This is a genomic window from Bradyrhizobium sp. 23 (genome assembly GCF_023073295.1).
GTDB lineage: Bacteria > Pseudomonadota > Alphaproteobacteria > Rhizobiales > Xanthobacteraceae > Bradyrhizobium > Bradyrhizobium canariense_D.
This window is the reverse complement of record NZ_JADPJF010000038.1, coordinates 22,517-23,363: the sequence shown is the minus strand read 5'-3', so window position 1 is coordinate 23,363 and position 847 is coordinate 22,517. Positions and strand designations below refer to the sequence as shown.

The following is an 847-nucleotide window of genomic DNA, read 5'->3' as shown; positions in this document are numbered from 1 at the left end:
CCGCCGCCCCAGCAGTGCCCATATTGCCGAAAGCAAATCCTTGAAAAACAGCGGCGAAAACACATTCTGCCAAAGTAGTGCTAGTACGGCGGCGCCTTGCGCGCCCGCTGCGCCTTGGCCGCCTCGATCCACCATGCGAGATCGTCGGCGAAGCGCGGGAACGAGCGTTCCAGCGCTTTGCCGCCCTCGCCGATCGGTTCACCCGCTTCCGACAGCGTCTGTGCGATCGGGCCGACGCCGATGGTGCTCGACACCACCACCATGCCCATCTCCGACAACGTGCCATGCCAGGCGGTCGAGGCACGCGCGCCGGACAGGCGGCCGGCCGAGTAGCTCACGATCGCGGCTGGGCGCCAGAACCACTCCTCGAGGAAGTGGTCGGTGAGATTCTTCAGGCCCGGCTGGATGCCCCAATTGTATTCGCCGGTGACGAAGACGAAACCATCTGCGCCGCGGATCTCTCCGGCGAGCTTCTCCAGCGCCTCGGGTGCGGAGCCCTTGGGGTATTCCTTGTACATGCGATCGAGCATCGGCAGGCCGATCGCCTTGGCGTCGATAAACACGACGTCGTCGCCGCGGGCGCGCAGGCGATCGATGACGAAATTCGCTAGGCGTATGCCCATGCGGTCGGAACGGTAGGAACCGTAGAGGACGAGAATGCGATTGCTCATGGGCAGCAGTATAGCACGGATCATCAGGCCGGCCCTCAACGTTTTGACGCGCTAAGTTCGCCGTCCGGATTCAAGCGTTTGCGAAGGTGTCTCGCCGAACTGGTCGCAATAGCTTCTGGAGAAGTCGCTGAGATGCCAGAAGCCGAACGCCAGCGCGACGGCCTTGACACTATCGG

The 847-nt window shown here is 63.0% G+C and carries 2 protein-coding genes; both read right to left on the bottom strand.

The genetic code is table 11. The features are described from left to right. Positions 1–80: 80 nt before the first annotated feature. Entirely contained in the window at positions 81–671 is a 591-nt protein-coding gene (locus IVB32_RS08595; protein ID WP_085353019.1) for an NADPH-dependent FMN reductase, read from the bottom strand. Between the two features lie 51 nt (positions 672–722). Further along, positions 723–847, bottom strand: a 125-nt coding sequence (locus IVB32_RS08590) for a helix-turn-helix domain-containing protein (protein WP_247410114.1), incomplete at its 5' end; no start/stop codon positions are given.